12 protein-coding genes are annotated in these 13460 nt (G+C 57.0%); 5 read left to right on the top strand and 7 right to left on the bottom strand.

Translation table 11 applies throughout. The annotated features are described in order from the left end of the window. Positions 1-8 precede the first annotated feature (8 nt). The 4 genes from JK621_RS10725 to JK621_RS10710 are packed head-to-tail and all read right to left on the bottom strand — an operon-like array spanning position 9 to position 4663. Complete coding sequence (locus JK621_RS10725) at positions 9-1214, bottom strand: glycoside hydrolase family 53 protein (RefSeq protein ID WP_212559772.1); 1206 nt, start codon at positions 1212-1214, stop codon at positions 9-11. Between the two features lie 4 nt (positions 1215-1218). Beyond that, complete coding sequence (locus tag JK621_RS10720; protein ID WP_212560179.1) at positions 1219-2070, bottom strand: sugar ABC transporter permease; 852 nt, start codon at positions 2068-2070, stop codon at positions 1219-1221. 4 nt (positions 2071-2074) lie between these two features. Beyond that, complete coding sequence (locus JK621_RS10715) at positions 2075-3382, bottom strand: carbohydrate ABC transporter permease (RefSeq protein WP_212559771.1); 1308 nt, start codon at positions 3380-3382, stop codon at positions 2075-2077. 45 nt (positions 3383-3427) lie between these two features. Further along, positions 3428-4663, bottom strand: a complete 1236-nt coding sequence (locus JK621_RS10710; protein WP_212559770.1) for an extracellular solute-binding protein — start codon at positions 4661-4663, stop codon at positions 3428-3430. 363 nt (positions 4664-5026) lie between these two features. On the opposite strand from JK621_RS10710, the gene JK621_RS10705 reads away from it, so the two are divergent. Next, positions 5027-6133, top strand: coding sequence for an ABC transporter ATP-binding protein (locus JK621_RS10705; protein WP_212559769.1), 1107 nt, complete (start codon positions 5027-5029; stop codon positions 6131-6133). Between the two features lie 77 nt (positions 6134-6210). Here the strand turns inward: JK621_RS10705 and JK621_RS10700 are convergent, their stop codons facing one another. After that, positions 6211-7146 carry an NADP-dependent oxidoreductase gene (locus JK621_RS10700; protein WP_212559768.1) on the bottom strand — a complete coding sequence of 312 codons (936 nt, stop codon included), beginning with the start codon at positions 7144-7146 and terminating at the stop codon, positions 6211-6213. Between the two features lie 103 nt (positions 7147-7249). On the opposite strand from JK621_RS10700, the gene JK621_RS10695 reads away from it, so the two are divergent. Further along, a complete protein-coding gene (locus JK621_RS10695) occupies positions 7250-8128 on the top strand; it encodes a LysR family transcriptional regulator (protein ID WP_212559767.1) in 879 nt (292 codons plus the stop codon). Between the two features lie 156 nt (positions 8129-8284). Beyond that, positions 8285-9127, top strand: coding sequence for a type 1 glutamine amidotransferase domain-containing protein (locus JK621_RS10690; protein WP_212559766.1), 843 nt, complete (start codon positions 8285-8287; stop codon positions 9125-9127). A 144-nt stretch (positions 9128-9271) separates the two neighbouring features. On the opposite strand, the gene JK621_RS10685 is transcribed toward JK621_RS10690, so the two are convergent. Further along, positions 9272-9889, bottom strand: coding sequence for a TetR/AcrR family transcriptional regulator (locus JK621_RS10685; RefSeq protein WP_212559765.1), 618 nt, complete (start codon positions 9887-9889; stop codon positions 9272-9274). A gap of 121 nt (positions 9890-10010) precedes the next feature. Here JK621_RS10685 and JK621_RS10680 point away from each other — a divergent pair, with 121 nt between their 5' ends. Continuing rightward, positions 10011-11036: an SDR family oxidoreductase gene (locus JK621_RS10680; RefSeq protein ID WP_212559764.1), complete on the top strand. Its 1026-nt coding sequence runs from the start codon at positions 10011-10013 to the stop codon at positions 11034-11036. A 34-nt stretch (positions 11037-11070) separates the two neighbouring features. Here the strand turns inward: JK621_RS10680 and JK621_RS10675 are convergent, their stop codons facing one another. Beyond that, positions 11071-12159 (bottom strand): oxidoreductase, encoded by a 1089-nt coding sequence (locus JK621_RS10675; RefSeq protein ID WP_212559763.1) that lies wholly within the window; start codon positions 12157-12159, stop codon positions 11071-11073. A gap of 223 nt (positions 12160-12382) precedes the next feature. On the opposite strand from JK621_RS10675, the gene JK621_RS10670 reads away from it, so the two are divergent. Continuing rightward, positions 12383-13456 (top strand): sugar ABC transporter substrate-binding protein, encoded by a 1074-nt coding sequence (locus tag JK621_RS10670; protein ID WP_212559762.1) that lies wholly within the window; start codon positions 12383-12385, stop codon positions 13454-13456. The last annotated feature ends 4 nt before the right edge of the window (positions 13457-13460 follow it).

Below are 13460 nucleotides of genomic sequence, written 5' to 3'. Positions count from 1 at the left end.
CGGCGCAATTAATTAAATGACTTTAATGAAGGCAGCACTTTACCCCGGCAATCAAACAGCGCCTGATTTTCACGCGCGTTGCCATCCTTGCCGGATTCACCGATATATTTCATCCCGGCCGGCGTAGCCCAACCGGCGCCCGGCACGGCGATCCAGGTCGGTTCCCAATAAAACACGCCTTTACCACGATTATCCGGCACGTTAATAATGCTCTGCATCAGATCGCGAATAAAATCGGCCTGCCCCTGAACGGTGCCCGGATATCCCCCCTCCTGCGCTTCTTTGGCGGAGAAACTGTTGTCGGTATCGTCGCAATTTTCCAGGCCATAACCGTAAGCGGCCTCAACCACAATCACGTCTTTGTTATACCGCTTGCTGATGTCGTCCATATTGGCTTGCAGCTTTGAGATAGGGCCGTCCCAATAGGTGTACATCGACAAACCTATGACATCGAACGGCACATTGCGCCGGGTTATCTCGTCAAACCACCAACGGAAAGTGTCATTCTTGGTGCCCTCGGCCAAATGCAGCATGATTTTCACCTGTGAAGGCGAATCGAGGTTTTCCCGCAGCCCGGCGATCGCCGCGTTCAGCAACCCGGCCAGGCGATCAAACTCCCCACCGCCCTGGCCCCAGCTTTTGCCTTCCGGCCACAGAATGCCGCCATTAATCTCATTGCCGATCTGCACCATATCCGGCAGTACGCCTTGCTGCCTGAAGCTGGCGATGGTGTCGCGGGTATAGTCATGGATCGTCGTTTTCAGTTGGTCATAGCTCATGTTGTCCCAGGCCTTGGGCTTGAACTGCTTGCCGGGATCGGTCCAGAAGTCGCTGTAATGAAAATCCAGCAGCAGCTTCATGCCCTGCGCCTTGACGCGCTTGGCCAGCGCCAGCGTGGTGGCGAGATTGTTATTGCCGGCGCCATAAGGTTGGCCTGCGCTGTCTTGCGGATCGACCCACAGGCGCAGCCGCACATAGTTCACGCCGTTATGTTTGAGGATGACCAGCGGATCCTGTTGAACGTTGTTCTGGTCGTAGAACTTGCCGCCATGCTGCTCCACATCCGCCAGGGTTGAAATATCCACGCCCTTGATAAAGCCGGCCGGAACCTTGTTCAACGGTTTGATGATGACGCTATCCGCCGCAAACGCCGTGGCGGACAGCAACCCGGCCGCCAGGCACAGGCTTAATAAAGCCGGTTTGAATGTTTTCATCGCATTATCCTTTTGTGCTGCCAGAGGTCAGGCCGGAAACAAAGTACTTTTGCAGGGCCAGGTATAAGATAGCGACCGGCAGCGCGATCAACACCGCGCCCGCCGCGTAAGTGGTGTAGCTGGCGCCCATCTTTTGCGACACCAGGTTATACAGGCCGATGGGCAGCGTATATTGCTCCGGGGTACGCAAAATGGTGCTGGAGAGGATGAAGTCCCCCAGCGGGCCGGTAAACGAGAACAGCGCTATCACGGCGATAATCGGCTTGGAGAGCGGCATGATGATCTCGATGAAAATCCGGAAGTTGCCGGCGCCGTCCATCCGGGCGGATTCGTCCAGATCCTTCGGAATCGCATCCAGATAACCCTTCATCAGATAGGTGTTCATCGGGATCATCCCCGCCACGTAGATCAACACCAGCGCCATATGGCTGTTGATCAGCCCCAGCAGCTGCGACAGCACAAAAATGGCAATCAGCGCGGAGAACTGCGGGATCATCTGCAACAGCAGGAACAACATCAGGCCGTTCTGCCGCCCCTTGAAGCGAAAGCGGGAAAACGAATAGGCGGTAAAACTGACGCTGATCAGCGTCAGCACCATGGTCAGGAAGCTGATTTTCATCGAGTTCCAATACCAGGTCAGGTAATTGACCTTGCCGTTGAACAAGTCGGCATAATGCTGAAACGACAGATTCTCCGGAATGATCGCGCTGCTCAGCAGGCTGTTGCCGGCATTGAGCGACGCGCCGACGGTCCACACCAGCGGATAGATGATGATGGCGGACACCAGAATAATCACCAGCCAGGACAGCGATAAACGCACCCACTTCTCTTTCTTGATGCTCTTTGACATTGCTATCCCCTTAGGCCGCGTCATCGTTCTTGAACGAATTGGTGGCGCGGAACTGCCACAGCGCGATGCCCACCACGAAAATCGACAACAGAATGGTGATGGTGGCGGCGATGGCATACTGCGAAGACGACATCGTCAGCTTGTAGATCCAGGACACCAGAATATCCGTCCCTCCGGCATTAGAGCCGGCCACCGCCGGGCCGCCGTTATTGAACAGGTAGATGATATTGAAATTGTTAAAATTGAAGGTGTACTGCGTGATGATGATCGGCGCAATCGAGTAAAGCACCAGCGGCAACGTGATGGTGCGCAGCTTGGTCCAGGTGCTCGCCCCGTCCATGGTCGCGGCTTCGTACAGGTCATCCGGGATCGCCTGCAGCACGCCGGTGGTCATGGCGAACACAAACGGGAAACCCAGCCAGGTCTGCATCATGATCAGCGCAGTTTTGGTCCAGAACGGATCGGTCATCCAGGCTTTCGGCGCGATGCCGAAAAACGCCAGAATGGCATTGTTGATCACCCCGAACGAGTCGTTGAACATTCCGGCGAACACCAGAATGGTGACAAAGCCCGGCACCGCCCAAGGCAAAATGAAAATGGTGCGGATCAGCGGTTTGAAGCGCAAATCCTTCTGATTGACCAGGATCGCCAACATCACCCCTACCGTGCATTGCAGCGTGGTGGCCAACAGCGTCCAGACTACGGTCCATTGCAGCACGTCAAAGAAGGTGGAGCGCCAGATCGACAGCGTGAAGATATTGATAAAGTTCTTGAACCCGACCCAGTCAACCAGCTTGGCCGGCGGCGTGTGATAGAGGTTGTAGTTGGTAAAGGCGATAGAAAAACCAAACAAAATGGGGAAAATCACCACGAACACCAACAGGATAAACCCCGGCGTGATCATCAGATAAGGAAAGCCCTCGCTCAGCAGCATCTGGTATTGCTTGCGCACGCTGTTCAGCGCCATGCCGGCATCGCGCTTTCTGCCGTTCACCCAGGCGTCGCGTATCGACAGGCCGTAAATCGCCAGGCCAAAGCCCATCACCAGTACGCTGAGGATCCCCTCCGCCAACAGGAAAATGGAGTTATCGCGTGGCACTTCACTGCCGAGCGTATACAGCCCCCACAGCCCTTCGGTGAGGAACTGCCAGGTCACCCCGACAAAGCTGCTGAGCAGCACCAGAAAGATCAGTCCCTTCGCCCATTGGCGATGATAGAACTGACCAAAGCCGGGGATCAGCGCCAATATCAGCGCCCCCACCGAATGGCTGTATCGGCCTCGGTCGGCGGACAACTTTTCACTTGGAGTGACAATCACATTCTGCTCCTTCTTGAAAACGGGAGGAAACCTCCCGTTGCTCGGTTACTGGTTGCTGGCCTGCATCGCTTCGATTTGCATTTTGATTTGTTTGACGGCATCGTCCAGCGCCGTTTTTGGCGGTTGTTTGCCGGTCATGCTCAGTTCCAGCGCCGCATTGGCCGGCCCCCAGACCTCCTGCATTTCAGGAATGCCCGGCATGGCGGTCGCGTGGCTGGCCTGAATGGCTACCGCGCTGGCCCTCTCGTCGTTCTTGATCAGCGGATCCTCAATCATCGCCACCAGCGGAGGGATTTCTTTGGTCACCTGATAGCGCGTTTTCACGTAGGCCGGCTGATTGATAAACTCGATGAACTTCTGCGCCAACGCCTTATCCTTGCTCCAGGTGGAAACCACGTAGCCTTTCACGCCCAGGAAGGAGTTCATCGGTTTGCCGTTCGGCAAGGTTGGCAGCGGTGCCACGCCATAGTTGATGCCCGCGTCGGCATAAGGCTGGAAGGCCCACGGGCCGTTGATCACCGCGGCGGCTTTCTTCTCGGTGAACAGGGAATCGATGGCGTTCAGCCCGCCATCGCCGATGATGCCCGCCGGGAACAGGCCGTCGGCGTAGAATTTTTTCAGGTAGCTCACGGCTTCGACGGCGCCGGGCGTGTTCAGGCCGATATCCAGCGGATTCAGCCCGCCTTTACCGTCGTTGCCGAAGATATAACCGCCCATGCCGGCGATCGCGCCGCGGCTGTAATAAATCTGGTCAAACTTGGCCAACAAGCCGTATTTTCCCACCGCGCGCTGCTGTTTGGAGAAGTCGTAATAGGCATCCAGATTAGCCAGCGGTTGCGGCAGCAGATCCTTGTTGTAAATCAGCACCAGCGTTTCTACCGCTTTCGGCACGCCGTACAGCGTTTGATTCATGGTGAACGCGCCGATGGACGGCTTGGTGAAGGCGTCGGCTGCGGCCTTATCCAGCTTTATCGGCGACAACAAACCTTGCACTACCGCCGCACCCACCTGATCGTTAGGGATCACCAGCACATCGGGGCCGATACCGGCCGGGCCGTCCAGCCGCAGCTTTTCAATCTGCTGCGCAAACGGCATTTCCAGCACGTTAACCTTCACGTCGTTCTGTTTTTCGAAATCGGCGATGGCACCCTTGATGCCGTCGGACTTCTTGATGTCTTCCCAGACGGTAAGCTGTTGGCCTGCCGCCGCGAGGGCGAAACCGGAATATTGGCTGGCCGCCAATGTGGCCAGTACCAGAGCAGTGATTGTTTTGATTTTCATTACCCACCTCATGTGAAGGTATTACATTTTTGTTTTATCACTTTGGGATTAGATGTTTCAGGCCATACACAATGCTCAGTATTACAACGTCTAATGCGACAACCCGTTCATTGCCTCGGCTTGTTATACGCTACGCTGAGAAGCGCGCCAACTCTATACAATTATCACTATTGTGTGATCGTTATTGCAGAAATGAAAACCGGTGATATGGCTTGAAATCCAGCGCAGTTATAGTCTTTTCAAGACTTTCTGGCCGTTATGACGATGGGAAAATAATTGTTATACGTATTACATAAAAGCGAGATAACAGCCAGATAACGCCCTGACAGGTTTGCCTATTGATAACTTCCGAGGATCAACAAGATGTCCAGCATAAGACTGAGGAATGTCACCAAGCGTTTTGGTAAAACGGTGACGTTGCACAATATCAACCTTGAGATTAAAGGCGGTGAATTCGCCGTGTTCGTGGGGCCGTCCGGCTGCGGTAAATCTACGCTGCTGCGCATGATTGCCGGGCTGGAGGAGATCAGCGACGGCGATATCCTGATTGGCGAAGAACGGGTTAACGATGTCGCGCCCGCTCACCGGGGCGTAGCCATGGTGTTTCAGTCCTACGCGCTCTACCCGCACATGACCGTCGCCGAAAACATGGGTTATGGGTTAAAGGTGAACGGCACGCCAAAAGAAGAGATCCGCCATCAAATCGAGATGGTGGCAAAAACCCTGCAACTGACCCATCTGCTGGACAGAAAACCCAAACAGCTTTCCGGCGGCCAGCGCCAACGCACCGCTATCGGGCGCGCCATCGTGCGCAATCCCAAAGTCTTCATGTTCGATGAACCACTTTCCAACCTGGATGCCGAGCTGCGGGTCGACATGCGCCTGCATATCGCCAAGCTGCACCAAGAGCTGAAAACCACCATGGTGTATGTCACCCACGATCAGGTTGAAGCGATGACGCTGGCCGACAAGATTGTGGTCATGAATTACGGCAAGGTGGAACAGATGGGCGCGCCGATGGCGCTGTATTACAACCCGATCAACAAATTCGTCGCCGGGTTTATCGGCTCGCCGAAGATGAACTTTTTGCCGGCCACCGTGGTGAGCTGGGCGCCGGAGCTGCTGACCGTCTCCATAGGCCCAGACAAAACCCTGGCTCTCGCCCTCTCCACCCTGCAGGTTTCTCCCGGCGAGCCGGTGACGCTGGGTATTCGCCCCGAGCACCTGACAACCCACTCCGATTCGCCGTTACGCCTGGATTTCCACTGCGAAGTGGTGGAACGGCTCGGCAACAACACCTATCTGTTCGGCCAATGCCACGGCCACGACGGTTTCAAAATGCTGTTGCCCGGCGATGCCCATTTCCGGCCCTATCAAAAATTGCAACCGGGATTCCAGCCACAGCAATGCCTGGTGTTCGATGCCGACGGCGCGCGCATCAGCGCCGATATCGTCATTCCGCAAGCCTGAACCGGCCCCATCCGGCAAGAAATCCCCGGCAGTGCGCGGCGAGCGAGAGAGAGACCCGCGATCGCCGCGCGAACGAATCAGCGCAGGAAATCAACGACAACCTTGCCGATCCGGGGAGCGGTACGATAGCGTTCAATGGCCAGCGGAATGTCGGCAAAGCCGACCACCTCACCGATCTTTGACTTCAACGTGCCGCTTGCAATCTCGATGGCCAACTTTTCAAGCAGTAAGCCATCCGGCTTGCTCATAAACCACAGGCCACGACGACCTGCCGGTATGCGGGCCAGAATATCGGGGGACGAGGTGCCGACGATGACGCCGTTTTGCGCCAGCACCTGCCAGGATCGATCGAGCACCTCTCCTCCGACATAGTCGAGCACCAGGTCAATATCCCGGACACTGTCCTCGAATCGTTGGGACTGATAGTCGATGACATGATCAGCGCCGAGACTGCGCACATATTCCTGACCGGCTTTGGCCACCGTGGCAAAAACCTCGGCTCCGGCCCGCTTGGCATACTGCACGGCATAACCGCCCAGCCCTCCTGCCGCACCCTGAACAAGAATGCGCTGCCCCTGAGAAACCGGCCCCGCATGATGAAGGCTCTGCCAGGCGGCGGTGGCTGCCACCGGGATGGCGGCGGCATGAACGTCGTCCAGGCCTTCCGGCGTGCGGGCCAGGTTAGCCTCATTGACGGCCACGAACTCGGCATACGCGCCAAGCCCGCCCAATGCCCCCATGACGCGGTCGCCGACACGAAAACGGGTGACTCCCGGGCCGATGGCCTCGACAACACCGGCTAATTCAATGCCCAGCACGGCCGGTAAAGGAAGCGGGAACGCATCCCGGACGTAGCCTTCCCGGACTTTCCAGTCAAGGCCGTTCACGCCGGCAGCGCGCACCCGGACCAGAACCTGATCCTGCCCGACCTGGGGTATGGCCACCTCTGCGACTTCGACGGCATCTGCGCCGCCGTATTCTTTAATCAGTACGGCTCGTTGAGTGATGCTCATTGCTTGTTCCTCATTTCATGTTGCGGTAAGGAGAAGATAGAGCGTTGCAGATATAAGAAACAGACTCTAAAATCGAGACATCTCGTTTCATAAATGGAACAGTATGGATCTGAATGCTTTGGTCGACTTTGCGCTTGTCGCAACACATGGTGGATTGGGAAAGGCAAGCCGCGCGAGCGGCAGGTCGAAGGCGACCTTGTCGCGCCGTATCGCCGATCTTGAAGAACAACTTGGAGTGCGGCTTATTGAGCGCAGCGCCCGTGGACTTAAGCTCACCGAAGCGGGCGACATGTTGATGGCGCGGACCAGCGGCTCGATAAACGAAGTCGTTGAGGCCATGACAGCGGTCCGGGAAGGGATCTCGACACCCCGTGGGCATTTGCGCGTTGCTTCCCCGGTGCTGTTTTCGCAGCTTTCCATGGGGCAAATTGCCGCCGAGTTCTGTGCCGCCTATCCAGAGATAACGATTGAGATCGTGGCAGAGGACCGTATGGTTGACCTTGTCGAAGAACACTTTGACGTTGCCATTCGTATCAATCCCAGGCCCGACAGCGGCTTGATCGGCCGGTGCTTTGCCGAAGATCGTCAGGTCGTCGTAGCCGCCCCTTCGGTACCCATGCCGGCAGCGACCGGGCAGGTCAGCCCCGTGCCCGCCATCGTGTTTTCAAACGCCCAGCCTGCAACATGGCATCTGGACGAAGGCCGTCTGGTCCTCGACCCCATCCCCAGACTGAGATTTTCCTCATTCCTGATGATCCGCGACGCCGCTATCGCCGGCGGTGGTGCCGCCCTGATCCCGCAATCAATCGTAGGCAAGCAGCTTGCTCGCGGCGAATTGGTTCAATGGGGTACGGTATCGGGTGTCGAGGTTAAGCTCTGGGTGTTGCATACCTCGAGGCGCCTGACCGCGCCGAAGGTTCGGGCGTTCGTTGAGTTTATGTGCGAAAGATATCCGAAGATTTCTCTGGTACTGAACGGATAGTGGTCGCAAAGCGGAATGGCGGCGTTAAACAGAATCGATACTAAAGGGTCCATACGGCGATCTTATCCCCGAAAGAACAAATGTTTTCCTTTTTACCTGATTTATCTCTCATAAAGGCAAGGATAAAGTGGCGGCATATTCATAAGGAGAACCGCCATGAGTCCGATCCGTAAATTCGCCCTCGCTGCCACGCTGGGTTTCGCCGCCATGCAGGCACAAGCCGCCAATGTGTTGGTGGTGTTGTCTGATGCCAACCATTTGGACCTCAAAGACGGCAAGGTATTCCCTACCGGTTTTTATCTGAATGAACTGATGCAACCGGTCAAACTGCTGCTGGATGCCGGCCACCATGTGACCTTCGCCACCCCGGAGGGCAATGCCCCGACGCTGGATGCCTCTTCGGATGACAAGATGTATTTCGATAATGACGTCACCGCGTTGCAGGCTCACCGCGCGTTATTGTCCAAACTGAAACTGACCTCCCGCAGCGAGTCGCCGGTCGTCAGCCTGTCGCGCGTTGCCCAGATGGGCTATGCCAATTTTGACGCCATCTACGTACCCGGCGGGCATGCGCCGATGCAGGATCTGCTGACCAGCCCCGAACTGGGGAAAGTGCTGCAGGATTTCCATGCGCGGGGAAAACCCACCGCGCTGGTTTGCCACGGTCCTATCGCATTACTTTCAGCCATGACTGACGCGCCGGCGTTTACTCAGCGGCTGGCCGCCACCGGTCACGCAGTAAAACCCGCCGACTGGATTTACGCCGGTTACCGCATGACGGTGATCAGCAACGCTGAAGAGCAGTTGGCCAAAAGCCTGCTCAACGGCGGAGAAATGAAATTCTACCCGCAAACGGCGCTGGAACAGGCCGGTGGCGTATACAGCAGCAATACGCAGCCCTTTACGTCGCATGTGGTCACCGATCGTGAACTGATCACCGGCCAGAATCCGGCATCCGCTGTCGGCGTCGCTGACGAACTGCTCAAACGACTGAAATGACCGTCTCTCCCCAGCCTCTCGGCTGGGGAACTTAACCTGTTTGCATCGAAATCCGGCTCGCTTCGCGAGCTTTTGCCGTTCTGGATAAGGACCAGACCTCATTGAATTGCGAGATCATTTACGGGCGCGTCTGCGCCAGGCATTTCAGGTTGCCGCCGGCGCAAACAGCAGGCTGCGCAGAAACAGCATGATCAATTTGCCGGAGGGATCGGCGCCGGTGCCGGTCCGCTGCAAAGCCAGCCCGTGCGCCATCGCCATAAAGGCCGCCGCCAATTCGTTTTGATCCGCCGGCGGCGCTTTGCCTACCCGTTGAAACAGTGATCCAATCACCTCACCAATTTTTGCCTGATGAACGTCACAGATATTTTTGTACTCCACGGCAAAAGCCGGGCTGCGTTTCGCGTGCAACTGCAGCTCAACCGACAGCATGCACCAGTCCGCCTCCAGATTCAGGGTCGCCGCCCAGGCCTCCAGCGCCGTCAGCACGTGCTCCGGCGTATCGCTATCACTCTGCGCCAGCGCAGTGAGTTGCGTGGCCTCCGCTTCCATATGGCGTTGTAACAGTTGCAGCAGCAAGGCCTCCTTAGAGGCAAAGTTGGAATAAAACGCCCCCTGGGAATACCCGGCCTGGCTGGCGATATCCCGGATTGAGGTACCGCCGTAACCGCCGGCGATAAACAATTGGCGCGCGGTTTCAAGCAACTGCTCGCGGGTTTGCTGCTGACTTTCTTCGCGGGTTAACCGCTTTTTCTCTGTCTTCATCTTCTTCGACTTTAGGCTGCTTTGGCGTAATGGATACGCATTTGAGATATCACTTGATATTTTAAATGCACGTCACTAAATTAAGATATCATATGAACTTTGAAACTCACTTAAGATTTTAATGATGATGAACATGAAAACGGCTTTTGTCACCGGCGCAACGGGGTTGCTCGGCAATAATCTGGTCAGAGAGTTGGTTGCAAAAGGCTGCCACGTCAAAGCGCTGGTACGCTCGCTGGATAAAGGCCGCTGGCAGTTCGGCTCCCTCGAGGGCGTGGAACTGGTCGCCGGCGACATGGCCGATGTGGCCGCCTTTGCCGTACATCTGCAAGGGTGCGACGTACTGTTCCACACCGCCGCGTATTTTCGTGATAACTACAAGGGCGGCAGCCACTGGCCCGAACTGAAAGCGATCAACGTCGACGGCACGGAACGTCTGCTGGAGCAGGCTTACCGCGCAGGCATTCGCCGTTTTGTTCATACCTCCTCCATCGCAGTGCTCAATGGTGAACCGGGCATGCCGATAGACGAAACCTGCCTGCGTCGTTCGGAGGATGCCGATGATTATTACCGCAGTAAAATTCTGGCTGACGAGGCAGTACTGGCGTTTCTGCAAAGCCACCCCGATATGAACGGCAACCTGGTCCTGCCGGGCTGGATGTGGGGCCCGGCCGATCTCGGCCCCACTTCTTCCGGGCAACTGGCCAGCGACGTGATGAACGGTAAATTGCCGGGCCTGGTGCCGGGCAGTTTTTCAGTGGTTGACGCGCGAGATGTGGCGTTAGCGATGATCCTGGCAGCCGAGCGCGGCAAACGCGCAGAACGCTACCTGGCCGCGGGACGACATATGACCATGCAGCAACTGGTGCCGCTGCTGGGCAAAATAGCCGGGGTTCAAACGCCAAAGCGCACCTTGCCATTACCGCTGCTCTATATCATCGCCGCGCTGCAGGAAGCGTACGCCCGCCTCAGCGGCAAGCCGGTCTTGCTCAGTTTGGCGACGGTGCGTTTGATGGTCAAAGAGGCCAACCGCTCCCATTTCAATCATGCCAAAAGCGAACGGGAACTGGGCCTGACATTCCGGCCGGTAGAACAAACGATCGGCGATACGGTAACCTGGTTGCGCAATAACGCCTCTAAAAGCTAATCGAAGCGGGGGAAAGCTCTTTCCCCCGTTTTACCTAGGCGGCTTGCGCCTCCACATAGCTCAGCGCAGAACGCAATGTGGCCTCGCTGAGCGCGACCGGCAGCAGATGAATCGACTCGCCCTGCTGCAAGGTGCGTGCAATCAGGCGCCGAATCTGCTCGTCATCGTGAATATCCACCGCCAATGCGGCCAGATTTACCGGCAGATCCAGGCGGCGGTAAAGCGCGATTAACTGCGTGACGGTTTCCCACTGCTCCAGCAAGGCGCTTTGCACCAGAATGCCATAGGCCACCTTGGTGCCATGCAGGAAGGCATCGGTCTGTGGCAAGGCGGTCAGGCCGTTATGCACCGCATGCGCCGCCGCGATGCGGGTGTAACGATCCCCCAATCCGCCCACCAGGCCGCCGCCGGCGATAATCGCCTCCAGGACATTGAGGAAAGGCCGGCTCAATTGCCCCTGCGCCAGCGCCTGCAACGCCGCTTCGCTTTCGGTGAGCAGCACGTCGCGCAGGGTCAGCGCGGTATTCAGGCCCAGTTGCACGGTGAGCGGCAAACGTTCCGGTTGCGGGCTGAGCACCGCCGCTTCGTACCATTTCGCCAGCGTATCGCCAATGCCCGCCAGTAAATACGCCTTCGGCGCACGCAGAATGATTTCCGGCTCCACCAGGACCAGATGATTTGCATCCTTGAAAATTTCGTAGCGCAACGCCTGCCCCTGATCGTTATACCAGACCGAAAGCGGCGTCCAGGCGGCGCAGGTTGCGGCAATGGTCGGGATCGCCACCACCGGCAGACCCAGCCGGCGCGCCACCACTTTGGCGGTATCGAGCACCGCACCGCCGCCAAGGCCAATCACCACCTGCCGATCCGCCCCCGCCTGTTGCACGATGTTTTGCACCGTGCTTTCACTGCAATGGCTGTTGAACAACACCCTGCGGGCTGCGGGCGCGTCAAACGCCTCAGGCAACCAGGGCTTGGCTGCCGCCAGCGCGCGCTGGCCATAAATCCACAGCGCGTTATCCAGTTGCTGCGGCGAATAAAACTGCGCCAGTTGGTCAATCGCACCGGGGAAAGCAAAATAGTTGGCGGGGCCGGCGACCACGCGGATGTGGGTATCACTCATGCTCAAGTCCTTATTTTGTTTGCTGTTGCCATCATAGGGACGGGAAAGCCGATGACTAATACTGTTTTGCATTAGCTTATGATTTTTCATTCATTGTCATCCGCCCAACCGCCGTGGAAACTGGCTGCCTCAATTCATGCCGGTAAAAAAAACCATTCCAATGGTGACGATGAATTGTCCTCCCGTTTTTTAATGATGCTTAACCACGCAGGGTAAAAACTTGATGAAACTGTTCAACACCTCATTACTGGCGTTAAGCCTGTTCGCCGTGTTTCCCGCTTTCTCCGCCCCCGTTGCCGCACCGGTTCCGGCGGCGATCGCCAACCATCAGGGGCCGATCCGCATTGCGGTGATCCGCAATCTCGGCTCGGACGACAATACCACGCAGTTCGTCACCGGAGCGGTGCAGGAAGGCCGCAAGCTGGGGTTTCAGGTCAATACCTTCCTGACCAACGGCGACGACGCCAAATTCCAGGACTTCGTCAACCAGGCGATCAGCCAGAAATACGACGGCATTATTCTGTCGCAGGGGCGCGATCCTTACTCAACCGCCCTGCTCAAGCGCATTGCCGACAGCGGTATCGCGGTGGCGGCCTTTGATACCGCAGTACAGGGCAGCATCCCGGGCGTCACCGTCAGCCAGCAGGATGACGCTTCATTAACCGATCTCTCCTTCGGCCAACTGGTGAAAGACTTCGACGGCAAAGCCAACATCGTCAAACTTTGGGTGGCGGGTTTCCCGCCGATGGAGCGGCGTCAGGCGCAGTATCAGAAACTGCTGCGCGACCAACCCGGCATCAAAGAGCTTGAGTCTATCGGCGCGGTGTCTTCCGACGTTCAGGGCGACACGGCAAACAAAATCGGCGCGATCCTGGCCAAATACCCCAAAGGCAAAATCGACGCCATCTGGGGAACCTGGGACGCCTTTAGCCAGGGCGCGTACAAAGCGTTGCAGGAGAATGGCCGCACCGAAATCAAACTCTACAGCATTGATATCTCGAACCAGGATCTCGCGTTGATGCGCGCCAAGGGCAGCGCCTGGAAGCTCAGCGTGGCGGTCGATCCCAAGCTGATCGGCGCCGTTAACCTGCGCCTGGTGGCCAACAAAATCGCCGGCGAGAAAACCCCGGCAACCTATGAGTTTAAAGCCGCCGCCATTCCGCAAGCGCTGCTGCTGAGCCACCCGGAAGCCACCAACGTCGCCTCGCTGGCCAAGGTGATCCCTGATTGGGGCAAATCGGACGATTTCGTTGCGCCCTGGTTCGCCACGCTTGAAGCGCAACAGGCTAAAAAATAAGGAA

Source organism: Serratia plymuthica (assembly GCF_018336935.1).
Lineage (GTDB): Bacteria > Pseudomonadota > Gammaproteobacteria > Enterobacterales > Enterobacteriaceae > Serratia > Serratia plymuthica_B.
This window is presented reverse-complemented; position numbering and strand designations above follow the sequence as displayed.